Source organism: Acinetobacter sp. Marseille-Q1618, assembly GCF_902809855.1.
GTDB lineage: Bacteria > Pseudomonadota > Gammaproteobacteria > Pseudomonadales > Moraxellaceae > Acinetobacter.
Genome location: NZ_CADDWJ010000001.1, coordinates 539,649 through 564,302, shown reverse-complemented (window position 1 = coordinate 564,302; position 24,654 = coordinate 539,649). Strand labels below are relative to the sequence as shown.

At 38.0% G+C, this 24,654-nt stretch carries 17 protein-coding genes and 2 tRNA genes; 6 read left to right on the top strand and 13 right to left on the bottom strand.

Annotated features, from left to right (window positions below; translation table 11 throughout):
* The first annotated feature begins 13 nt into the window (after positions 1-13).
* The 4 genes from glnD (at position 14) to HUS24_RS02510 (ending at position 8,410) form a co-directional block, all read left to right on the top strand.
* The gene (glnD, locus tag HUS24_RS02525; protein ID WP_173910473.1) at positions 14-2,680 is read left to right on the top strand and encodes a [protein-PII] uridylyltransferase; all 2,667 of its coding nucleotides are present in this window, start codon (positions 14-16) and stop codon (positions 2,678-2,680) included.
* Positions 2,681-2,729: 49 nt separating this feature from the next.
* Complete coding sequence (dapC, locus tag HUS24_RS02520) at positions 2,730-3,899, top strand: succinyldiaminopimelate transaminase (RefSeq protein ID WP_173910472.1); 1,170 nt, start codon at positions 2,730-2,732, stop codon at positions 3,897-3,899.
* A gap of 168 nt (positions 3,900-4,067) precedes the next feature.
* Positions 4,068-5,264 (top strand): efflux RND transporter periplasmic adaptor subunit, encoded by a 1,197-nt coding sequence (locus HUS24_RS02515; protein ID WP_173910471.1) that lies wholly within the window; start codon positions 4,068-4,070, stop codon positions 5,262-5,264.
* Positions 5,265-5,266: 2 nt separating this feature from the next.
* The gene (locus HUS24_RS02510; protein WP_173910470.1) at positions 5,267-8,410 is read left to right on the top strand and encodes an efflux RND transporter permease subunit; all 3,144 of its coding nucleotides are present in this window, start codon (positions 5,267-5,269) and stop codon (positions 8,408-8,410) included.
* Positions 8,411-8,686: 276 nt separating this feature from the next.
* On the opposite strand, the gene HUS24_RS02505 is transcribed toward HUS24_RS02510, so the two are convergent.
* From HUS24_RS02505 to HUS24_RS02475, 7 genes are all read right to left on the bottom strand, one after another.
* Positions 8,687-8,762 (bottom strand) — tRNA-Asn (locus HUS24_RS02505).
* Between the two features lie 8 nt (positions 8,763-8,770).
* Positions 8,771-8,846, bottom strand: a tRNA-Asn gene (locus tag HUS24_RS02500).
* Positions 8,847-9,108: 262 nt separating this feature from the next.
* Entirely contained in the window at positions 9,109-9,897 is a 789-nt protein-coding gene (locus tag HUS24_RS02495) for a lysophospholipid acyltransferase family protein (RefSeq protein WP_173910469.1), read from the bottom strand.
* A gap of 263 nt (positions 9,898-10,160) precedes the next feature.
* The gene (locus HUS24_RS02490) at positions 10,161-11,276 is read right to left on the bottom strand and encodes a beta-ketoacyl-ACP synthase III (RefSeq protein ID WP_173910468.1); all 1,116 of its coding nucleotides are present in this window, start codon (positions 11,274-11,276) and stop codon (positions 10,161-10,163) included.
* A 48-nt stretch (positions 11,277-11,324) separates the two neighbouring features.
* Entirely contained in the window at positions 11,325-15,179 is a 3,855-nt protein-coding gene (gene hrpA / locus HUS24_RS02485) for an ATP-dependent RNA helicase HrpA (RefSeq protein ID WP_173910467.1), read from the bottom strand.
* 331 nt (positions 15,180-15,510) lie between these two features.
* Positions 15,511-15,690, bottom strand: a complete 180-nt coding sequence (locus HUS24_RS02480; RefSeq protein WP_173910466.1) for a hypothetical protein — start codon at positions 15,688-15,690, stop codon at positions 15,511-15,513.
* 540 nt (positions 15,691-16,230) lie between these two features.
* Entirely contained in the window at positions 16,231-16,623 is a 393-nt protein-coding gene (locus HUS24_RS02475; protein WP_173910465.1) for a hypothetical protein, read from the bottom strand.
* 276 nt (positions 16,624-16,899) lie between these two features.
* On the opposite strand from HUS24_RS02475, the gene ahpC reads away from it, so the two are divergent.
* Positions 16,900-17,463: an alkyl hydroperoxide reductase subunit C gene (ahpC, locus tag HUS24_RS02470; protein WP_065992982.1), complete on the top strand. Its 564-nt coding sequence runs from the start codon at positions 16,900-16,902 to the stop codon at positions 17,461-17,463.
* A gap of 68 nt (positions 17,464-17,531) precedes the next feature.
* On the opposite strand, the gene HUS24_RS02465 is transcribed toward ahpC, so the two are convergent.
* Complete coding sequence (locus tag HUS24_RS02465) at positions 17,532-17,888, bottom strand: VOC family protein (RefSeq protein ID WP_173910464.1); 357 nt, start codon at positions 17,886-17,888, stop codon at positions 17,532-17,534.
* Between the two features lie 117 nt (positions 17,889-18,005).
* The gene (locus HUS24_RS02460; protein ID WP_173910463.1) at positions 18,006-18,476 is read right to left on the bottom strand and encodes an endonuclease V; all 471 of its coding nucleotides are present in this window, start codon (positions 18,474-18,476) and stop codon (positions 18,006-18,008) included.
* 172 nt (positions 18,477-18,648) lie between these two features.
* Here HUS24_RS02460 and HUS24_RS02455 point away from each other — a divergent pair, with 172 nt between their 5' ends.
* Positions 18,649-18,855, top strand: a complete 207-nt coding sequence (locus HUS24_RS02455; RefSeq protein ID WP_171531783.1) for a KTSC domain-containing protein — start codon at positions 18,649-18,651, stop codon at positions 18,853-18,855.
* Between the two features lie 22 nt (positions 18,856-18,877).
* On the opposite strand, the gene HUS24_RS02450 is transcribed toward HUS24_RS02455, so the two are convergent.
* The 4 genes from HUS24_RS02450 to HUS24_RS02435 form a co-directional block, all read right to left on the bottom strand.
* Positions 18,878-19,480: an O-methyltransferase gene (locus tag HUS24_RS02450; protein ID WP_173910462.1), complete on the bottom strand. Its 603-nt coding sequence runs from the start codon at positions 19,478-19,480 to the stop codon at positions 18,878-18,880.
* A gap of 271 nt (positions 19,481-19,751) precedes the next feature.
* Positions 19,752-21,914 carry a malate synthase G gene (locus tag HUS24_RS02445; protein WP_173910461.1) on the bottom strand — a complete coding sequence of 721 codons (2,163 nt, stop codon included), beginning with the start codon at positions 21,912-21,914 and terminating at the stop codon, positions 19,752-19,754.
* Positions 21,915-22,290: 376 nt separating this feature from the next.
* Positions 22,291-23,439, bottom strand: a complete 1,149-nt coding sequence (gene zapE, locus HUS24_RS02440; RefSeq protein ID WP_173910460.1) for a cell division protein ZapE — start codon at positions 23,437-23,439, stop codon at positions 22,291-22,293.
* A 100-nt stretch (positions 23,440-23,539) separates the two neighbouring features.
* The gene (locus HUS24_RS02435) at positions 23,540-24,550 is read right to left on the bottom strand and encodes an AraC family transcriptional regulator (RefSeq protein ID WP_173911378.1); all 1,011 of its coding nucleotides are present in this window, start codon (positions 24,548-24,550) and stop codon (positions 23,540-23,542) included.
* Positions 24,551-24,654: the final 104 nt, after the last annotated feature.

Here is a 24,654-nt window from a genome sequence, read left to right as displayed (position 1 = left end):
GGACAATAATTTTATGATCAACACGTCTCCTTTGTTGAATTACGTCAGTAGTAATCATGATATTCAAGCCATTAACCAATGGCGTACCGATGTAGAACAACAATTGCAGGAGGCGTTTGAACAAGGACAGCCCATTCGTGAGGTCATCCATGCCCGCTCTAATTTTATTGATGAAGCGCTTATTTTTTTATGGCAACATGCAGGACTTGATCAAACTGAGCTTAGTCTTTTTGCGGTAGGTGGTTACGGCCGCCGTGAAATGCTGCCCTATTCTGATGTAGACATCATGATCTTGTCAGAAAATGATTTAAATACCGAACAAGAACAAATCGTTTCTAACTTCATTTCTTCCTTATGGGATGTCGGCAACTTTAAACCAGGAGTGAGTGTTCGCACCATTCAAACTTGTTTTGAACAAGCGACGAGCGATCTAACTGTTGCGACTGCCTTGATTGAAGCACGCTTAATTACAGGTAATTCTCATTTAATCAAATGGCCACGCCGTATCGTGTCACAAACATGGACAGATAAAACTTTCTTTGATGCAAAAATGGATGAGCAAGCTCGTCGTTATGCACAACATAATAATACTGAAAGTAATTTAGAACCCGATATTAAAAATGCCCCTGGCGGTATTCGTGATATCAACCAAATCGGCTGGATTGCAAAACGTCATTTCCGTGTCAATCGTATTTATGATCTTGTGCATTTAGGCTTTATTTCTGAGTTTGAACTTGGTGTACTCGAAGAAGCTGAAAACTTTCTTTGGGAAATCCGTCATCATTTACATCGTTTAACCAAGCGAGATGAAAACCGTTTATTGTTTGATTATCAACGTGAAATAGCAGGTATTTTCGGCTATCAAAAAGAAGAAGGTAAACACATCAATTACCCCATTGAACAGTTCATGAAGCGTTATTATCGAACTGCACAACAAGTGTCGACACTCAATGAAATGCTGCTTGCCTATTTTAACGAGTCGGTCATCACCCCGCGTTTACCGAATTATGAGCGTAATATTGAAATGATCAATGAACATTTCAAATTGGTCGATGGCAAACTTGCAGTCCAACATCACAAGATATTTTCTGAAAATCCAAGCGCTATTTTAGAAATTTTTTATCTCTTGGCAAATCGTCCTGAGATTCAAGGCATACGTGCTAGAACTTTACGCTTACTGACTTTAGCTGCTAAACGCATTAACCAAAATTATCGCAACAATCCAACCCATCAAGCCTTATTTATGGCAATTATTCGTTCACCTTATCGTTTATATGACACGATGGTAGCGATGAAACGCTATGGCGTTTTGGGAAATTACATCCCTGCTTTTGGGCAAATTATGGGATTGATGCAGTACGATTTATTTCATATTTATACCGTTGATGCGCATACATTATTATTGATTCGTAACTTAAATCGCTTTAAAGAGCCTGAATTTGCCAAGGACTATCCTGTAGTCAGTTCCGTCTTCCAACGTTTAAATCGTAGAGATATTGTTTTCCTCGCAGCACTGTTCCATGACATTGCCAAAGGTCGTGGTGGTGACCATAGTGAACTTGGCGCAGTTGATGCGATTGAATTCTGTCGTGCACATGGTTTTACTGAACGTGAATGTAATCTTGTTGCCTACCTGATTCAAAATCACTTACTCATGTCGATTACGGCACAGAAAAAAGATATTTCCGATCCCGATGTGGTCAAAGAATTCGCTGAAAAAATTGGCGATATGGAACATTTAGATTATTTATATACCTTAACTGTTGCGGATATTAATGCCACCAATCCGAAGCTTTGGAATACGTGGCGTTCATCTTTGATGCGTCAATTATATACCCACGCACGTGATGTGATTCGTTCTGGTTTAGGTCGTCCCGTCGATTATCAAATGCTGATCGAAGATACCAAGTTTGCAGCCAGTGAAGTTTTAGTTGATGAGTTTGCCCTCGATGATGTCGAAAAAGTCTGGCAAGAACTCGGTGATGAATATTTCCTTAAAGAATCTGCTGATGAAATCGCATGGCATACTCGCGCCATTTTGCAGCATGGTGACAATCCTGCACCATTAGTACTCTTACGTGCGCACCGAAAAGCAGCACAAGATGCGGTACAACTGTTTATTTATACTCGTGATCAACCCAACTTATTTGCAACCACAGTTGCTGTGTTGGATCGTATGAATTTGGATGTACAAGATGCACGTATTATCACTGCAACCAAAGCCTTTAGCCTAGATACTTATGTAGTTTTAGATCGTTTTGGAACTTTATTGACTGATCCAGATCGTGAAGAAACCGTCAAAGAAGCTTTGGTAAAAGCTTTAAATCAGTCGGATAAATATCCAGGAGTAATGCAACGTCGTATTCCCCGTCAACTGCGCCATTTTGATATTGAAAATACAGTCGATGTCAGTTTGAATGAAGCCTTACAGCAAAACATGGTGGAAATTGCGACCCTAGATCAACCGGGCTTACTTGCCAAAATCGGTGGCTTATTTATGATGCAAGGCTTAGATATTCATTCTGCTAGAATCGCCACCTTAGGTGAACGTGCAGAGGATATTTTCTTCGTCACCAAAAATGATGGTACGCCTTTAAATACGGAAGAATCAGAGTTGTTTGCTTCGCAGTTAAAAGCCGCTTTGGATGAAGCGTCGCATCAGGTTTCCCATCCACACTAGTTTTTAGTGTTCTCACTTATTTTTATTTTCATATCATGGTAATTATTTCATGAACTCAAGTTTGTCTTTATTACATCCTTATCCATTTGAAAAACTTAATCAATTATTTAAAGATGTGCAACCCGCAGCGATGCCTTTGATTCCCTTGTCAATTGGTGAACCCAAGCATCCTGCACCTGAGTTTGTGAAACAAGCCATTATTGATAATTTTCAACATCTTTCTACTTATCCAAATAGCAAAGGTTTGCCTGAATTACGCCAAAGTATTGCCAATTGGTTAACACGTCGCTTCAAACTTAACACCATCGATGCAGAATCGCATATCTTGCCAGTTTCGGGCACACGTGAAGGAATTTTTTCTTTTGTTCAAGCCTTGATCAATCGTGAAGATACACCGTATGTGGTAATGCCAAACCCTTTTTATCAAATTTATGAAGGTGCAACGCTGCTTGCTGGTGCAAAACCTTATTTTATCAACTGTACTGAGGAAAATGGCTATTTAGGTGATTTTGATGCTGTGCCTGCTGAAGTATGGGAAAAAACAGCACTACTATTTGTCTGTACGCCGGGCAATCCAACAGGCGCTGTACTCTCCAAAGAACAGTTTAAAAAATTAATTGCTCTATCTGATCAATATGATTTTGTAATTGCCTCAGATGAATGTTATTCAGAACTATGGTTTGATGAAGCACCTACCGGTTTGCTTGAAGTGTGTGCAGAAATCGGGCGTGACGACTATAAAAATTGCATCGTGTTCCATTCCTTGTCTAAACGCTCAAACTTACCGGGAATGCGTTCAGGCTTTGTGGCAGGTGATGCAAATCTGTTACATCCCTATTTAAAATTCCGTACTTATCATGGTGCTGCGTTGCCTGTACAACATCAATTGGCTTCAATTGCTGCTTGGGACGATGAAGCACATGTGGAAGAAAATCGTAAATTATACCGTGCTAAATTTGAATTATTCCAAAATGAATTGGGTCATTTATTAGCATTAGAAAAGCCTGACGCAGGTTTTTATTATTGGTTAAAAGTCGACAATGACGAAGAATTTGCCAAAATGCTCATGGAAAAAGCCCATATTAAGGTACTTCCGGGACGTTATCTGTCCCGTGATACTGAACAAGGTAATCCGGGTGAAAAGCATGTGCGCATGGCATTGGTGGCGGACATTCAACAATGTGAACAAGTCATTCAACGCTTAAAAGCCATTTTATAATTTTGCGAATTTAGCAATATATTCAATATTTCTCGCTAAAATTATCCGCACTAAAAAATCCTCGACCTGTTGAGGATTTTTATTTCCAAAAGGATTACACAACACATAAACATTTTTAAAAAATATGTCTATACTGCTAAAATGTAAATAACTCTGATAAGAAACACAATGAATCACTCAGAACCACCTGTTCATCAGCGTTTTAGCCGAAAACACTGGCTCATTTTAGCAACACTCATTCTTGTTATTTTAGCGGTTATTTGGTTTTGGCAATCTAAAGATAAAAAAACTGAAAAAACGGTTTCTCAGCAAAAATCTGAAAACACACACCCCAAGGCAGCACTCACTGTTACGGTCATTCAACCTGAACGACAAAACTGGCAGCAAAAACTGACTGCAAATGGCAATATTGCCGCTTGGCAAGAAGTGGTCATCGGCAGTGAGCTGTCTGGACAACGCATCACCAAAGTTTATGTGAATGTCGGCGATCAAGTAAAACGTGGGCAAGTGCTGGCTGAAATTAACAGTGACAGTATTCGTGCAGAATTAGCCACTGCTAAAGCCAATTATAAAGAAGCACAAGCGGTACTCAACGATGCAGTTATTAATAATCAACGTATTCAACAACTGCGAAATACGGGTGCGATTTCCGCACAAGAAGCCACTCAATATCAAACCTCACAATCAACTGCCCAAGCGCGTTTAGAAGCCTCGGATGCACAAATCAAAAGTAATGAGTTACGCTTAGCACAAACACGTGTGGTTGCCCCTGACAATGGTGTCATTTCTGCACGTTCAGCCACCGTGGGTTCACTGGCGCAAACAGGACAAGAGCTTTTCCGTCTCATCCGTGATTATCGTCTGGAATGGCGTGCTGAAATTACAACCACGGATCTATACAAACTTAAGCAAGGCATGACTGCCAAAATTATTTCTCCAGATCCAGATCAAGATGCGGTTACAGGTACAGTCCGCATGATTGCCCCTGTGATCGACCCACAAACGCGCTATGGTTTGGTCTATGTCGATTTACCGCTTACGCAAGCAGTGCGTATGGGTATGTTTGTCAAAGGTGAATTTGAGCTTGGTGAACAATCTGCACTCACCATTCCACAGTCTGCGCTATTACTGCGTGATGGTTTTTCTTATGTGTTTATCGTGCAGCAGAATAACCGTGTGAAGCAGCAGAAAGTCAGTGTTGGACGTCGTCAAAATAATTTGGTCGAAATTTTAGATTTACCTGAAAATGTCAAACTTGTGGCTTCAGGGACAGGATTCTTAGCTGATGGTGATTTAGTCAAAGTGGCTGCTAATATTCCTGAAACACCACTGAGCAAGCAACTTGCATCCCATCAGGAGAATTAAATATGAATTTTTCTGCATGGTCGATCCGTAATCCCATTCCTGCGATCTTGTTATTTATTATGATGGGCTTGGCAGGATTGATGTGTTTTCATTGGATGAAAGTTCAACAATTTCCTGATATTGAACTACCGATGGTGACTGTAACTGCGACTTTACCGGGTGCAGCCCCGCCACAACTTGAAACTGAAGTGGCACGCAAAATCGAAAACTCGATTGCCACCATTCAGGGTTTAAAAAACCAATATGCCAATATTCAAGATGGCGTTGTTACCATTACCGCAGAATTTCAACTGGAAAAACCGTTACAAGAAGCAGTTGATGATGTTCGAAATTCGGTATCACAAGTACGTTCCGACTTACCTACGGATGTGCGTGATCCAATTGTTAGTAAAATCAATCTATCAGGTTCACCGATTTTAACTTATGCAATCCAATCTCCGAGCATGGACGAAGAAGCCTTATCTTGGTTTGTAGACTACGACATTACACGTGCCATGCTGCAAGTCAAAGGAGTCGGTGCAGTCTCTCGTGTTGGCGGTGTAACACGCCAAGTTGAAGTTGAAATTCAACCTGAAAAATTATTGGCATTGAATGCCACAGCAACTGATATTACTCGCCAACTGCGTTTAACCCAACAAGATGCCTCAGGTGGTCAAACTAAAATTGGCGGCAGTGAACAATCCATTCGCACCATTGCCACAGTCAAAACAGCCGATGAAATCGCAGCAATGGACATTGCCTTAAGTGATGGGCGGCATATCCGTTTAGATCAAGTTGCCACAGTCAAAGACAGTTTTGCTGAACGTCGTTCTGCTGCGTTGTTAAATGGTCAACCCGTGATCGGCTTTGAAATTACTCGAAGTAAAGGTGCCAGCGAAGTTGATGTCGAAAAAGGTGTGATCGAAGCCTTGGATAAACTTAAAGCAGCACATCCCGACCTCAAGATCACGCCAGCATTTAACTTTGTTACACCTGTCGTTGATAACTACAAAGGTTCAATGTCACTGCTTTATGAAGGTGCCATTTTAGCTGTTTTGGTGGTGTGGTTATTTTTAAGAGATTGGCGAGCAACGATTATTGCAGCGACCGCACTTCCCTTGTCGATCTTGCCTGCTTTAATCGGCATGTATTATTTAGGCTTTACTCTCAACATGGTGACGTTATTAGCCATGTCTCTTGTGGTTGGGATTTTAGTCGATGATGCAATCGTTGAAATTGAAAATATCATACGACATCTGAGGATGGGCAAAACACCCTATGAAGCTGCGATGGAAGCCGCTGATGAGATCGGTTTAGCGGTCATTGCAACCACATTTACCCTCATTGCAGTATTTTTACCTACTGCTTTTATGAGTGGTATTGCAGGACGTTTCTTCGTTCAATTTGGATGGAGTGCCGCACTGGCTATTTTTGCCTCTCTCTTAGTAGCACGTCTACTTACCCCGATGATGTCAGCTTATATTTTAAAACCATGGGTAGGCAAAGTTGAACAGCAGGAAATATCAGCCGAACCCACTCTAAATGATCAAGGACAGTCCGCACTTGCCAAAGACCGCAGTCAAGATGGTCGAATGATGCAAAGCTATATGCGTATGGTGACGTGGTGTTTAAATCATCGTTGGTTAACTTTGACTGGTGCGATTTTATTTTTTATTGCTTCAATTTTCTTAATTCCGCTATTACCAACAGGTTTTGTTCCCCCGCCAGATACTGGACAAACGCAAGTTCGTCTTGAACTCACTCCAGGCTCACAATTTAATGAAACTTTAAAAACTGCAGAATATGCACGACAGTTGATCAAAGATCATCCTGAAATTAAAAGCATTTATACCACTATTGGTGGTGGTGCCGCGGGTACAGATCCTTTTTCTGGTGGTGCATCATCTGAACCCCGTAAAGCAACTTTAACCATTCAAACCACTGAACGCAGCAATCGCTCAGTAAGCTTACAAGAGATTGAAAACGATATTCGACAGCGTTTAGCTCCCCTACCAGGCGCACGTGTTCAAGTCGGTATTGCAGGAAATAATAGCCAATACCAATTGGCACTTTCAGGCGATGACTCTGAAAGTCTCATGGCAACTGCATTAAAGTTAGAACGTGAGTTACGCACCATTCCCAATATCGGAAGCGTAACATCAAGTTCTGCCTTAATTCGCCCTGAACTGGTCATTCGTCCTGATTTTGCCAAAGCGGCTGATTTGGGTGTCACCACGCAAGATATCGCAGAAACTTTGCGTATCGCAACCGCAGGCGATTTTGATCAAAATCTTGCCAAGATGAATGTATCACAACGTCAAATTCCAGTGGTAATTAAGCTGAGCCTTGAAGCACGTCAAGACCAAGATTTGATTAAACGCTTAATGGTTAAAGGCAGTCAAGGTCCTGTTATGCTTGGTACGATTGCTGATGTAAGCGTCGAAAGCGGTCCTTCACAAATTGATCGTTTTAACCGTATGCGCAATATCAACTTTAATATTGAGTTAAATAATCAACCTTTAGGTGATATCGCAACACAAGTGGATCAACTTCCCACCATGCAAAACCTACCGCCTACAGTAAAACGTACAGATATTGGTGATGCTGAAGTTATGCAGGAGCTTTTTTCAAGCTTTGGCTTAGCCATGTTAACTGGTGTACTGTGTATTTATGTTGTTTTAGTCTTGTTATTTAAAGACTTTTTACAGCCTATCACCATTTTGGTAGCCTTACCTTTGTCATTAGGTGGCGCATTTGTATTGTTACTTTTAGCAAAAAGTAGCTTCTCTATGCCGAGTTTGATTGGTCTGATTATGCTGATGGGTATTGCCAGTAAAAACTCGATTTTATTGGTGGATTATGCCCTCATCGCCAGACATGAAAAAAATTACTCACGTTTTAATGCACTCTTAGATGCTTGTCATAAACGAGCACGTCCGATCATTATGACGACCTTGGCAATGGGTGCAGGTATGTTACCAATTGCGCTAGGAATCGGCACAGATCCAAGTTTCCGCGCGCCAATGGCAATCTCTGTTATTGGTGGTTTAATTACCAGTACCTTCTTGTCACTTTTGGTGATTCCTGTGGTATATACGTTTATTGATGATATTGAGAATTTTTTCTTTAAACGTAAAAAGCGCAGTCAACCAATCAAAGTGGAATAATTTATTTTCTTTCATTCTTATAAAAAGCCGATATTAAAAGTATCGGCTTTTTAACATTTTGTATTCTGTATTGAAAATAATGACTAAGCCAATAACTTTGATTAGATGCATGATAATGAGAAAAACAAGTAAGTTGTTTATTTATATGAAGCTCATAAATAAATTAAGATTGTTCTTATTTTAAAAATTTCATTTTTTAAGTTGCAGTATTGAAACTGCAAACTATTTTTCTACAAAAAAAATCCCATGTCGTTATGCATGGGATTTTTAGAATCTTGGCTCTCCCACCTGGGCTCGAACCAGGGACCTGCGGATTAACAGTCCGTCGCTCTACCGACTGAGCTATGGGAGAAAAGTAGATGGCTCTCCAACCTGGGCTCGAACCAGGGACCTGCGGATTAACAGTCCGTCGCTCTACCGACTGAGCTATTGGAGAATCTGATGCGCATTTTAGGGAGGAAATCGCAACTCGTCAACCAAATAATATAAAGAAATGAATTGTTTGCTGCATAAATATGCATTTTAAAAGAAAAATCTTTTTAAATTACATTTTATGTTGATAAAACATCCAATTTCTCAAACTTTTGTCTTATCTTAAAGTGGACTTAGCTGATTTCGTTAACGACTATAGATGTGTTGTTTGACTTTTATTTTAATTATTCTCACTTAAACTTAATCAGATCTTCCTTACTGATATGTTAAGTCTTAACTTTATAGGCCAAATCCAATTCTCGATATGCTTTTAAGTCCTCAATTTCTTTATAAATTTGTTGTTGTAATGCATCTCGAAAATCAATCATATCCTGCATTGTTTCAATCTGATCTACACATAAACGTGGCATAAATTTAAAATAAAACGGAATTCTTTTAGGAATCATATTCTTTGGAATAGAAGGAATCACTTCACCTTGTCTTAGAAATTTGCCGATTGTAGGTTGACTTAATATTTTTTGAAACCATTTCTGTTTCAGTAAGATATTCACATCTAAAGCTAAATCAAAAACCTCATCACCACCTAAAGCCACAAAAGGTGCAATGTCATAATTAAACTCTTTGGCAAGTTTTAGAAAGCCAAAACGCTGCTTCCAAATCAGTTGATAAGCCTCACCTTTACGCTTAATAACTTCTCGCCCACCGCCCGGGAAAACGAGAATTGAATAACCTTGCTGCATCGCCTCACGTGCATACGCTTGAACCCCATCCACACCACCTACACGTTTTACGACTTCTTTCCATACTGGAATATAAAAATGCATATGGTCAGCCATGCTTACCACCGCAATTTTATGTTCGTTAAATAAATAATCAATTAGAATCGGCGAATCCAAAATTCCATAAATGGTATGATTTCCCACATACATCGCAGGTTTTTCAGAATTTAAATTCTCTGCACCTAAGAAAGTAGGACGAAAGTAATAGCGCTGCAAGGCGCTAATTGCACGTAATAATTTTGAGTTATGTTTAATTTCTAAATGCTTTGATGTCATGTTGTATCCTTACAAAACATTGATCTAAACCATTTTATAATAAAAATCCCCTCTACTTTCAGGAGATGAGCAGCACTGCTGCGTAAGAGGGAGAGGTTTTAATTTAGTAAATCTCCCTCATCCTAAGCTTCTCCCTGAACCATATATGACACAAGAGAAGGGACTTTCAATCTATATTTTATAACAATGACGTATACTGAGTTTTCACAAAGCGAGTTCCCTCTCCTTTTTTAAAGGAGAGAGTCAGGGTGAGAATCAAAAAATCAAACCACATGCTTTTGCACAAGAATCGAACCGACAGAATAGCCTGCACCAAATGAACATAACACACCATATTCACCATCATTGACTTGATCAGCAGTACGATGCAAAGCAATGATCACACCTGCAGATGAAGTATTAGCAAACTCATCCAAAATAATTGGCACTAAAGCTGGGTCTGCTTCGGCAACTTCTCGCCCTACAACCAATTTTAGAATTAACTCATTCATATTGGCATTAGCTTGGTGTAACCAAAAGCGTTTTACATTTTCAGCTTGGATTTGATTTTTTTCTAACTGCTTGGTAATGATTTTTGCAACCAGAGGACAGACTTCTTTAAATACTTTACGTCCATCTTGACGAAATTGCTTATCATCACGTGAGGTCAGTTCAGAACTATTTAAGAAGCCAAAGTTATTACGGATATTGTTTGAAAATTGTGTGAATAAATGTGTATCTACAATTTCAAAACCAGTTTTAGTGGTCGTTTCTTCAATGATTGAAGCTGTTGCAACATCACCAAAAATAAAATGACAATCACGTGAACGGTAGTCTGTATGTCCTGACGTAATTTCAACATTGACCAATAACACACGACGAGCACCAGTTTTCACTGCATCATAGGCTTGTTTCAAACCGAAAGTTGCCGCTGAACATGCAACATTCATATCATAAGCATAGCCTTGAATGCCAAGTGCTGTTTGAATTTCAATCGCAACTGCTGGATAAGCTCGTTGCATATTTGAACATGCCAAAATAACCACATCGATGTCTTCAGCAGTTACGCCTGCATTTTCCATCGCTTGTTTTGCTGCAATTACACCCCATTCTGCCTGAATAGAAAGCTCATCTTCAGAACGTTCTTCTAAGCGTGGACGCAGACGGTTAATATCCAATACACCTGATTTTTCAATTACATAACGACTTTTAACACCAGAAGCTTTCTCAATAAACTCCGCACTTGAACCACGACGTGCAGTGATTTCACCTGATGCAATTTTTTCAGCATTATCGCTGTTAAACTGTTCCACATAAGCATTTAAACTTTCCACCAATTCTTCATTGGTAATCACTTCTTCAGGATGATACAGACCAGTACCAGTAATACGGATGCCCATGTAAAACTCCTTTTTCAAAATTCACAAATATTTCAAATTATGTCTATTCTACCCGATTCCGAGCTTTTCCCATACCTTTTGTAAGCGAGTTGGTGAAATCGGCATCTTAGTTTTCATAGGTTGAGAAAATAATGAGATACGTAACTCTTCAACCATAAAGTAAAGTTCTTTCAAACGTGCATCATTTTTAAACTTAAATAATTTATCCATCCAAGGGTCAATCTCTTGAATTGCAGCGTCATCTCGATTTAGATTATTCGGCAAACGCTCTAAACGCAATAACAAAGCTTTTAAATAACGTGGATATTCTTGCCATACATCGGAAGGTTTTGAGTAAACAAAATTCGCCAAATTCATTAAATCCAATTGATCTTCAATATCATCCATATTTTTAGCAAATACAGATTGATCTAGCATAAGCAAATGCTGACGGATTTCTTGCCATTGAATATAAATATCACTAATCAGCTTTAACGCTTCTTGCCCATGACTTAAAAATGACTTTTTCACTTCATCTATTAATGTCGCAAATTCTGTGGCATTAATCGGTAAATCTTTAATTGCCATTTGTAAAGTTGCATAGACCAACATTTGCTCAAGCTGTGCTTTATCGCCCAAAGGTGAATATGCCAATGCCAATGGCTTAGAAATTTGCTTTTTCAACTGTCGAATCAAATCACCAAGTTGCATGTGAATCAGGCGAATTACCCCTTCACGATGTTGTTTGATGGCTTCGTTTTGATCATTAAAAGTTTGGATGACAATCCCTGATTCATCTTTAACATCGAGCACTGCAAATGCTTTAGTCGCAACGAGTGCTTGATATTGTTTGACGACTACACCTGTAACTTTTTGCGAAGCTTCAAAAACAAACTGTTCAGGAAATACTTTAAACTCTCCTTTCAACTGTTTGACAGGACTATGTGTTTCAGTACGACAGCGCGCTTTCAACTCATTTAAATCACGCCCTTTCTCAATCACACGCCCTTTTTCATCAATCACTTTGATCAAAGGCAATAGATATTGCTCTACCCGTTCAAAAGAAAAATCTTTAGCAGTAATTTGTTCGCCACGTAACTGGAAAGCCAAAAACTCAAAAATATGTTCACGTAAATGCTGTGCATCCACGATGTTCATAAGTTTTTTGGCAGTATCAGGAATCGGCACCAAGTTACGGCGCTTATCTTTTGGCAAAGCTTTGAGTAATGCTTCAATTAAATCCAAACGCCATCCCGGAATGCCCCATGACCAAATATTCTCATCAACTTGTGGCAAAGCTTGCACAGGAATTTTTACCGTTGCCCCATCTTCATCATGACTCGGATCAAAACGATAGCTCGCCGCCAAACGCAATTGCCCATTATGTAAATAATCTGGGAATTGTTGCGTGGTTGGACGATCATTCATCCACAAATCATCATCATCGACAAACAGATAACGTGGATTCTTCGGCTCTATCGTTGCGCGCCAATCCTCAAAACTACGACGACTGGCAATTTCTGCTGGCACTTTAGACGCATAAAACTGAAAAATAGTTTCTTCATCGACCACCAAATCACGACGACGTAATTTGTCTTCTACACGCTCAACTTCTTCAAGTTTCAGTAAATTATGCTTTAAAAATGGAGGGGTGATTCCCAAATTTCCTGTGGTCAAAGCATCACGTAGAAAAATCTCATGTGCCGCAGGCTGATCAACCTTTTCATAGTTCGTTGCACGTTTCGGTTCAATGATCAGTCCGAACAATGAAATCTGATCATAAGCATTGACCACACCCGGTTTTTTCGCCCAATGGGGTTCGAAATAATGATGTTTCAACAAATTCGGTGCAGCCAATAAAATCCATTCAGGTTCAATCTTCGCCAAAGTACGCAAATAAACCTGTGATGTTTCCACCATTTCAAATGCCATTACCCAAGGTGTATTGGTTTTATGCAACGTTGAAGCAGGGAAAATTCGAGCTTTTTGCTGACGCACCGCCATAAACACATTACGCTCATCGGTTTTATTGGCAATAAAAGACAATAAACCAGTCAGTAAAGCACGATGTAAATTTTCATAGCTGGCTTTCTTTTCATTAAAAGACAGTTTTAAACCTTGTGCTAAATCAAGCAATTGTTCATGGGTTTTCTTCCACTCACGTAAACGCAACCAACTTAAAAAATGCTGTTTCGCAAAAGTACGGCGTTTATTTTCGCTCATATTTTCACGATTTTCAGCCAAGGTATTCCATAATTTTAAATAAAATAAAAAGTCCGAATCTGCTTCACGGAACAAGGCATGCTTTTGATCAGCTTGCATTTGCTTATCCGCTGGACGTTCACGAGGGTCTTGTACAGCAAGTGCTGCAACAATAATCAGGACTTCATTTAACACACCAAAATGCGCCCCACCTAAAATCATTCGAGCAAGACGTGGGTCGATTGGCATTTTCGCCATTTGTAGACCGATTTTAGTTAAATCATCTTTTTGTTCATTATAAGCCCCCAACTCAATCAACAACTTTCGACCATCATTCACTAAACGATGATCAGGTGGCTCAATAAAATCAAACGATTCAACAGAACCTAAACCTAAACTTTGCATTTGTAAAATGACAGAAGCCAAGTTGGTGCGTTTAATTTCAGGTTCGGTAAATTCAGGACGGCTTTGAAAATCCTCTTCAGAATACAAACGGATACACACACCCGGTGCAATACGACCACAACGTCCTTTACGTTGATTGGCTGCTGCTTGAGATACTGCCTCAATCGGTAAACGTTGCACACGAGAACGATAGTTATAACGTGAAATACGTGCAAAACCGCTATCAATCACATAACGAATATTCGGTACAGTTAAAGCCGTTTCAGCAACGTTGGTGGCAATAATAATACGTCGTCCACCACCCGATGGATTAAAGATTTTCTGCTGTTCAGCCAGCGCTAAACGTGCATATAAAGGTAAAACTTGGGTATGTTTCGGACCGAACTTATGCAAAGTTTCTTGTAATTCTCGAATTTCTTGCTCAGTACTGGCAAAAATCAAAATATCTGCATGTTCAGGATGCCCTTTAGTTTCAGCATCATGAAAACATTCTTCTACAGCACTGACCACCGCACGCGGTAGATTTTCCTCAAAATCATCAAAATCGTCATCATCACTACCACCAATCGACATTTCTGAAATAGGACGATAACGGACTTCGACAGGATAACTGCGCCCTTCTACTTCAAAAATTGGTGCGTTATTAAAATACTGACTGAAACGATTGATATCTAAGGTGGCAGAGGTAATGATAATTTTTAAATCTGGGCGCTTTTTTACAATTTGTTTTAAATAGCCCATGATAAAGTCGATATTCAACGAACGTTCATGCGCTTCATCAATAATAATCGTGTCATATTTATTTAAATAACGATCATTAGACAGTTCAGCAAGCAAGATACCGTCCGTCATCAAACGTACAATAGAATCATTTGAACCTTGTTCATTAAAACGAACTTTAAAAGAAATCGACTGTCCAAGTTTTTCGCCCACTTCTTCAGCGATCCGCTGCGACACACTGCGAGCAGCCAAACGTCTAGGCTGAGTATGTCCAATCATGCCTGTTAAGCCACGCCCTGCAAGCATGGCAATTTGGGGAAGCTGTGTCGTTTTCCCCGAACCTGTTTCCCCTGCCACAATGATAATTTGATGCTTTTGAATCGCTTCAATTAATTTGTCTGCATACTGGGTGACAGGCAAATCTTGATTGAGCTTAATCGTCGGTAGACTTGCAAGTCTTTTTTTGACCTGATGATTTGATTTTTCGAATAATTGTTGAAATTTTTCAGGATTCGCCTCTTTGCCTTTTTTCAGCCGACTTAAACGATGACGATCCCGAACCATGACCAATTGATCGACATTGAGCTGATTTGGCACAGATACACTTTCCTAAAAATAAAAATTTGAACGCAGCATTTTACGCTGTACGCTTTCAGAATTAAAGATCAATCTATTTTTAGCGTTCCGATTTTAAGAGGTAAATCGCCACAAAAAGCCAATACAGATAAAAAAGCACAGCTGTGATACCTAAGATAAAATGACCACAAAGAAAAATACTGTCATATATCACCTGATAAAAAGGTGCAACTGAAAACATATTCATCGGAATCGCCATAAACATTAACATGAGTATATTCAAAGCAAAAAACCATAGTTTCATTTTGGTGAAACTCAAAAGAATGGCAAAAAATAGCCCAATAATCCCTGCTTAAATAAATAATAACGGCTCATCAGAAGTATATGTACTAAACTCATTAAAACGAATAATACCTTCCTGTGTATAACCCGTCACACAAAAAGCATCATCATAAGCAAATGCAACACAAGCACTCAACGAAGCAATCAATAAAATAAAAATAGCAAGGAATTTGTAATGCCTAGTGCTCATTATTTCATTTCCAATCTGAAGATAAATTTATATAAATCAAATTTAAAATGATAAAAACTAAGTGAAAAATTAAAAATCCAAGCAACCAAAAATTGTCACAAAATTTCACACTGTCATGGATGATTTGGTTGAGTGGTATCGTCACTAGACACAAACTTAAAAACTGTAAAACACACAAACTTGTAAACAACCCAATCCACCACGGACGGGAAAGTTTCAAAAAAGACATCGGTGAAAAAAACCCAACATTCCTGCAACACCAAATACTATACTATCGTCAGCTTGAGAACCTAATTTTATGAATATATGTCACAACACCCTTTTCATAGTAGCTCATGACACACAAGCCCGCATCATCAACATTCAACGCGCAAAAACTTGCAAGCAAAAAAAATGAGCATAATAATTTTAGAGTAATTGCTTCCAAATATTTTTTAATATTCAAATTCATAAAAAACAAATACCAAACTCAACACAATAAATAGTAATTCTCCTATCGCCCAAGCCAACAACCAATAATTTTGACAGTAGACAATACTGTCATAAACCAAATACCGAAGGCGAATCAATCATGTTACTTAAAAAAATTGTTTGCAGAAGAATCAGCACGACAAAAAACAATAAATACCAACCTCGATGATAAGACAACAGTAATGGTATAAACAAAATCAAAGCCGTCATGGCACTCATATTAAATATACTTGGATCTTTGCTAATACCCCCATTCAATTCATTAAGTGACCAAACTGTATTTTGGCCGATATATTCATACAAACAAAATTCACCACGACTGCCCACCAAACAAAGTGAAGCAATACACAGAAAAATGACTGCCAAAACTCTCAAAACCTGACTGATGATCATAAATACATTTTTATCTAAAAAAGTCATCTTATCTGAATATATTTTAGACAATGAAACATTTTTTATCATTTTTTTGAGAATCACCCTTGAAAATAGCACTCCCTGACTGCATGTTGTTTAAAGAGTAAAAAGATTACTTTGTCATTCAACCATCATATTTTTAATGCTTTAATAGTTTAGAAATTATGTTGTATGAACAAAATGATCAATTTGTAGGAATAGTTCTGGAGTTTGGCTAATTCGGATTTTCCGATATTAACCATAAAAAAATACTATTTCCCCAATAAGTAAAATTGCATTATTCTATTTTTAAATTAAAGACTAACCTCAATCATGGAGATAATGATGAGCTTAATTAATACTGAAGTTAAACCATTTAAAGCACAAGCATTCCAAAACGGTCAATTTATTGAAGTTACAGAAGCTGATCTTAAAGGAAAATGGTCTGTAGTTTTCTTCTATCCTGCTGATTTTACTTTTGTTTGCCCAACTGAACTTGGTGACCTTGCAGACAACTATGCTGAATTCCAAAAATTAGGCGTTGAAATCTACTCAGTTTCTACTGACACACACTTCACTCACAAAGCTTGGCACGATTCTTCTGAAGAAATCAAAAAAATCCAATACGTAATGGTTGGCGATCCTACTTGGACACTTGCTAAAAACTTTGAAGTTTTAATCGAAGCTGACGGTCTTGCTGATCGTGGTACTTTCGTTATCGATCCAGAAGGTAAAATCCAAATCATCGAAATTAATGCGGGTGGTATTGGTCGTGATGCTTCTGAACTTCTTCGTAAAGTTAAAGCAGCTCAATATGTTCACGGTCATCCAGGTGAAGTTTGCCCAGCTAAATGGAAAGAAGGCGATGCTACTTTAGCGCCTTCAATCGACTTAGTAGGTAAAATCTAATATTTATTAGATTGAACTGATTGAAAAACCACGCTTTTTAGCGTGGTTTTTATTTTCCGATGAATATGTCAATGTGACCAAATCGCAAGTTCATAATCATCTAAGTCTTTAAAGTGAAAACGACGACCGCCAGGAAAACTAAAAATTTCTCGTACAATCGTTCCACCTGCTTCTTTGACACATTGTAAACTTTGCTCAAGGTGATCACTATATAAAATAATTAATGCACCGCCTGCGCTTTGCACATGATTAGATTGAGCAAAACCACCTTTAATCACACCAGTATCAAACTCACAATAAGATGGTCCGAAGTCAGTAAAAGTCCAGCCTAAATTTTGATAAAATTCTTTAGACTGGTGAATGTCTCTAACATTAAACTCAATATAATTAATTGATATTTTTTCATTACTTGTACTATGAATCATTTTATTTTTCCTCTATTTCATAAATATAAATAGATTTTGATGTTATTAAGCTATATATTAGTTTTAATAATTTGAAGAGATACTAAGTTATTGTATTTGCTTACTTAAACGATCAACTTACTTTAACAACTCTGGTATCCGATATTTTCCATACATTTTCTGCACATTATTTTTTGCTTGCTCAAGTTCTATGCCTTTGGCCGTAATATATAAAGGTTTTGTACTTTGACCTCTTAAAATTTCACAGTACGAAGGTGTGCCTTTAAAGCCATTCTTTGCAACACCAATCACAGGAATCTTACTGTCTAAAGCCTCATACAAATATTGACCTAAGCCCTTGTGTTGACCCTCTCCTAAAGTGACATAACCATCAACCACAATCATTGTGATTGGCTCTTTTACTTGTTTAAATAATGCCAAAATACATGGCAATTCACGTTTATAAAATTGTCCAGATTCATATTCCGCAATTTCTTGTACATTTAAAGTGTAGCTTTGCGTACAATGCTGACTTGTCCAATCCTCAAAAACTAAAGCTACAACATGTGCAAAACTTTCAGTATAAGCAACATCGAAAGCAATAATCATAAAATACCCAAGCTATAACTTTTTAATTTAGCGGTTAATAACATATAAATAGCAGAAAAATGAAGAATTAAATTACAAATCTGTCATATATTCCCCAATATAAATAGACTAATTTCAAAATATGCAGAAAACAACTTTCTGCAAAATAATCAAAAATTATAAGGGGTTGCTTATGGGATCAATGGTGACCGTGACTTCTTGGAAGTACAATGCATCTTCACGGTATTTAAAAATTTTTTATAACAATGGTTCTGGTGAACTCTATCATCCTGTGCCAGAATTCATCTACAACAATCTATTACGCTGTCAAGACAAAACGGTATTTGTGCAAAAGTATTTAGAGTATGATCTGCACTTTACTCGGATTAGCATTTTATAGAATCAGGCTTGTCCTGATTTTTTTATCGTAGATAATCCTTATGCGTCACCATAAACAGTCCCGCCCCCAAAGATAACGTGGTACTTAAAAAGCGCTGATCTTTTTTAACTTCTTGGATAAAGTTTTTTACCTCACTGGCATGTGAAATCACGTTATCCACAAAAAGCACTCCACCATTTTCATTGATCATTTTACTTAAATGCGGCCAGTATTTAACATATTGATCACGCTCTGCATCCAGTAAAATAAAATCATATTTTTCATGAGATTGTAATAAAAAATCGTAAGCATCCCCTACCCAAAACTTAATAACATCATCTACTGCAAACTCTTTGGCATAATTTTTAGCTTGAAGTGTCCGTTGTTCTTCTATTTCTAAAGTTGTAATCTGCCCTTGAGTCACCTGCGCAGCATCTGCCAACCATAAAGTTGAATACCCTGTAGAAGTTCCAATTTCTAAGATTTTTTTGGAGTTTTGAATACGAATTTGCATCGCTAAAAATTGAGCAGAATCAGGCTCTATGTTGCGATAACGCTTAAGCCGATCACACTGTGTTGCATCATATTTGATAAAAGACTGATATAAATGGTTAATTTTTTCAACAAAGTCTAAACTTAAGCTCATAATTTCAATCCTTATCCTATTTTATTTAGTTTTAATATTGCATTTATTTAGGTCAATCACATGACATTTAAAAATAAAGTGCAACAAATCCTTTTATCTATCCATATTTGAAAACCAATCTATCTAATTGATTCGTCAAAAAATGCTATTTTCATCCACTATTCTACTTTAAAAATCTGAAAAATATCTTGTTATTTTATTGAGCAGTGAAAATTAAAAAACCCCTGAATAATCAGAGGTTTTTTACAATTTAAAAGTTTTTAATTACAGATTAGTCACCTGTATAACCTTTTAATTTTAAACGATATGCATGAAGTAATGGCTCTGTATAACCTGATGGTTGCTCAGCACCTTTAAATACTAAATCATAGGCAGCTTTATAAGCAAAACCATCAAAACTTGGTGCCATTGGCGTGTAAAGTGGATCATTAGCATTTTGCTCATCTACGATTTTTGCCATACGTTGCATTACTTCTTCAACTTGTTCTTTGGTTACGATACCGTGACGCAACCAGTTTGCAACGTGTTGAGAAGAAATACGTAATGTTGCACGGTCTTCCATCAAACCAACGTTATTGATATCTGGAACTTTCGAACAACCTACACCCAAGTCAACCCAACGAACCACATAACCTAAAATACCTTGTAAGTTATTTTCAAGCTCTTTGGTTTTTTCTTCTTCAGTCCAGTTTGTATCTGTCGCTAAAGGTGGTGTTAACAAGTCATCTAGTGGTAATGCATCAGTTTTTAACAACTCTTGTTGACGAGTTGAAACATTACATTGATGGTAATGGATTGCGTGAATCACCGCACCTGATGGAGATGGAACCCATGCACAGCTTGCGCCCGCTTCAGGATGCTCAATCTTGGTTTTATACATATCTAAAAGCATATCTGGTTTAGGCCACATTCCTTTACCAATCTGTGCTTTACCACGTAAACCTGATTGTAAACCAATCATCACGTTACGGTTTTCATACGCAGGGAACCAAATTTGTGCTTTCACTTCACCTTTACGAACGAATGGACCAGCTTCCATGAAGGTATGAATCTCATCACCTGTACGATCCATGAAACCTGTGTTAATAAAGATCGTACGATCTTTCGCTTGCGCGATACAGTTTTTCAAGTTGACAGAAGTACGACGCTCTTCGTCCATGATCCCGATTTTCAACGTTTTCGCTGGTAAACCTAGAACTTGCTCAGCACGTTCAAACAATTCAACTGCGAATGCAACTTCTTCAGGACCATGCATTTTTGGTTTAACGATGTACATCGAACCTTTACGTGAGTTCTTGTTCTCGTTTTCACCTTTGATGTCTGCAAAAGTCAACAATGGTGTGATCAATGCATCCATAATACCTTCGTAGATTTCAGCACCATCTACAAGGATCGCAGGGTTTGTCATCAAGTGACCTACGTTACGAAGCAACATCAATGAACGACCATGAAGCGTCGTTTCACCACCAATTAGATTCTTATGTGTACGGTCTTTATTTAATGTACGTGTAACGGTTTTACCATTTTTCTCGATAGACTCTGAAAGATCACCTTTCATTAAGCCTAACCAGTTACGATAGCCTTCAACTTTCTCTTCAGCATCCACTGCAGCAATTGAGTCTTCTAAGTCTTGAATGGTGGTTACAGCAGCTTCTAGTACTAAATCTTTTACGCCAGCAGCATCAGTTTTACCGATTGGGCTATTCGCATCAATTTCAATAATAACATGTAAACCATTATTTAATAATACGATTTCAGTTGGTGCAGCTTCTTCACCATTAAAGCCAACAAATTGTGCTTCATGTGCCAAAGTCGTTGTTGAACCGTCTTTTAAGGTAACAACAAGTTTTTTAGCTTCAACTGCATATTTAGTTGCATCAGCATGTGAACCATTTGCCAATGGGAATGTTTCATTTAAGAAATTCTTTGCAAATGCAATAACTTTGTCACCACGAACAGGGTTATAACCTTTACCTTTTTCCGCGCCACCTTCTTCAGAGATCACGTCAAAACCGTAAAGTGCATCATATAAAGAGCCCCAACGTGCATTGGCAGCGTTTAAGCAATAACGTGCATTACGTACAGGTACAACCAGTTGCGCACCAGCCAATAATGCGATTTCTTCATCGACATTTTCAGTAGTGATTTGGAAATCTTCTACTTCTGGTAATAAGTAGCCAATTTCTGTAAGGAAAGCTTTATAAGCTTCGAGTTCAAATTTATTGTTGCGGTGCCATTCATCAATTTTTGCTTGAAGATCGTCACGCTTAGCCAATAATGCCTTATTTTTTGGACTAAGATCGACAACAACTTGCTCGAAATCTTTCCAGTATTTTTCGCTGTCTAGACCTGAGCCTGGTAAAGCTTCATTTTCGATGAAATCGTAGAGTTCTTTAGCAATCGCTAACTTGCCTTTTTGAATACGTGCAGTCATTGTCTTTCCTGATATTGCTACTTTTTATAACAAGAGATTCTTAGTATACCGATTTATACCTTGCTGAATAGTAATATCACATTCCTAAATAGTAAGCATTTTAAATTGAATACATGGTTACATCATTCAATTAAATACTGTTCAAGAAGCGAACAACATCAACAATTTGAATACTCTTCCCACAGTGTATAAAGTTTTTAAAATGTCGACATTAGACTTAAGTGCCAAGAACGCCGATTATTTCATCATTTTAATGCCGATATACTTTTTATCATCCCCGATTAAGCCATGAAAAATATCGAATGTCGATAAAAGCTTGTGAACAATGTGTTTCATTTTTTCATAAAAAAGCACTCTTTCGAGTGCTGATTTGAGATTATTCAACTTGTAAATCTTTGCCTTGAATTTGACGATGCTCAGATTGCAAATAATCGTCTGATTGCATTTCAAGTAAACGTGAGCGTGTACGCTCAATTTCAAATGCTAATTTTTCACCTTCATAAATCTCAATAATCGTGTCTGCCGAAGTCAGTAACAACTTTACTCCACGATCATAAAACTCATCGACCAAATAAATAAAACGGCGTGTACCTTCTGACAAAAAGTCATTTAAATGCGGTACATTACTGACTAAAACAGTATTATAAATATTCGCTATTTCAATAAAATCAGACGGACTACGTGGTTTCATACATAGTTCAGAAAAATCACACCACAACACATCCTCAGTATGTCCCAAAGTTTGTACCACACGATTATTGATCATAATCGGATCTTTAGACACTGCTTGTGATGACACCAATGCATTAAAACGCTCTGCCATCCATGCTGTATTTGCTTCATTGAGAGGCGATTTAAACAATTGTGCTTGTTTTAACACACGTAAACGGTAGTCCACCCCTGCATCGACATTGAGCACAACACAGTTTTTCTTGACCATTTCAATGGTTGGTAAAAAACGGTCGCGATGGATACCATTTTTATATAAACCATCTGGTGCAATATTGGATGTTGCGATTAAGGTAATACCACGCGTAAATAATTTCTGGAATAAATCACTGAGAATCATTGCATCGGTGACATTTGATACAAAAAACTCATCAAAACAAATCACCACAGCATCTTTATAAATTTGATCCGCAACCAAATCTAATGGATTACGTTGTCCTGAAAGTTTATTTAACTCTTTATGCACAAATTGCATAAAGTGATGGAAATGCATACGGGTTTTACGACGAAATGGAATCGAATCATAAAATTGATCCATTAACCATGTCTTACCACGCCCTACACCACCCCACATATAGACACCTGTTGGCGAAGTCTGACGGCGGAAACGACGGAAAGCTTTTTTAGATGCCTTATAACGGTGAATGAGTTCTTGCCAAACACGATCTAACTCATGCACTGCTTGCGCCTGTGCTTCATCGGGCAAAAACTGCCCAGATGACAAAGCTTGAGCATAACGCTCAGCAGGAGATACGGGTGTAAATGCGGTGCTATGTGCTGATTTCTTGTCTAACATATTACGAATACTTTTAAGGGCTGATGGAAGTATAGCGAAAATTACAATGTGATAAATAAGACTTTGTCATTAATTCATCCTTGCTATACAGAAAAATTGTTTATTTGCCGTACTGGCGCGGGCTTTGCCCAAACCAACGTTTAAATGCATGATTAAATGCCGCAGGTTCAGAATATCCCAATAACTCAGCAATCATTTCAATTGAATATTCTTTATATTCAATCAAACGCAATGCCTTATATTTGATTAATTGCTCTCGAATTGCTTTATAACTGGTATTCAGTTGCTGCAATTGATGACGCAACGTACGTTCAGGCAGATTCAAAGCTTGTGCAGTTTCTGCCATTGTTGGAATTACGCCTTGTTGTAATTCCAAATAATCATTGACTCGCTGAATCAAAACAGGAATTTCATTTTCAACCATACTGAGTCGTTGAATTTCCTCAATACACTTTGCTTCATAAACTCGATTGGTAATCGGATCTGCAGATGGAATTTTAACATCGACCACATATTTATCTAACCAAAACGCTGCTGTTTTACACCCAAAATGCAAATTAGCACCATAATAATCATAAAACTGTTGCAATGTTTCTGCATCTTCAGGCTGCTGAAATGGCAGTTCGATCCGCATATCAGGCACAAATAATCCCATCATTTTATAAATATCTTGAAGAAATTTATAAGTTCCTGAAATCTCACACTGCGCACGTAACAAACCCATTTCTGTAGTTAAATCAACAGGCTGATAACTCAAAGCGATTTGCCTTTGATTCTCAATCGTGCTTAATTCGCCATATAGATGAGTTAAACCCTGAAAACGTATACCATTTTCAATGGCATCACCCACCGTATTACAAGTCACCAATAGCATCAACAAAGGACCATAACCAGCCAAAGCATAATGTTGACCAATAAATAATCCTGTTTCAGGCTTGACACCTTGCCCAATAATTTTTTGAATATCCCATTCTAAACTTGGGTGAATAATTGAACTTGGATCGAGTGCATCTGACTGAATTCCGATGCTGGCTAGGCGTTCATCCACATCAATTCCTGCATTACGCATGCCCTGAATCAAGTACATCAAACCAAGTATCGATCTTTTCATCATCATTACAATATTTTTTACTGCCTGTTTTTTACTATACTCTAGTCACTTTGAACATTGCCGATTTGATCAATTTTTCTGTTAATAGAATCATGTTACTGCTG